At 35.1% G+C, this 211-nt stretch carries 1 protein-coding gene; it reads left to right on the forward strand.

Annotation, left to right across the window (positions count from 1 at the left end):
- Window positions 1-211 (forward strand): hypothetical protein (locus tag EYY60_RS22090; RefSeq protein ID WP_162847803.1); only part of this gene is annotated, 211 nt, incomplete at both ends.

The following is a 211-nucleotide window of genomic DNA, read 5'->3' on the forward strand; positions in this document are numbered from 1 at the left end:
ATTTTACTTATTAGGAAATCCATATCCTTCAGCGCTAAGTGCAGATGCTTTCATTACTGCCAATAATACATTATTGGACGGAACATTATATTTCTGGACTCATAATACTCCAGTAGTTTTAATTGGTGCTTATCAATATACCACTGATGATTATGCTGTTTATAATTTGAGCGGAGGCACTGGAACATCTCCAGCTCCATCAAAAGATAAT

It is taken from the genome of Flavobacterium zhairuonense (genome assembly GCF_004352915.1).
Classification (GTDB): Bacteria; Bacteroidota; Bacteroidia; order Flavobacteriales; family Flavobacteriaceae; genus Flavobacterium; species Flavobacterium zhairuonense.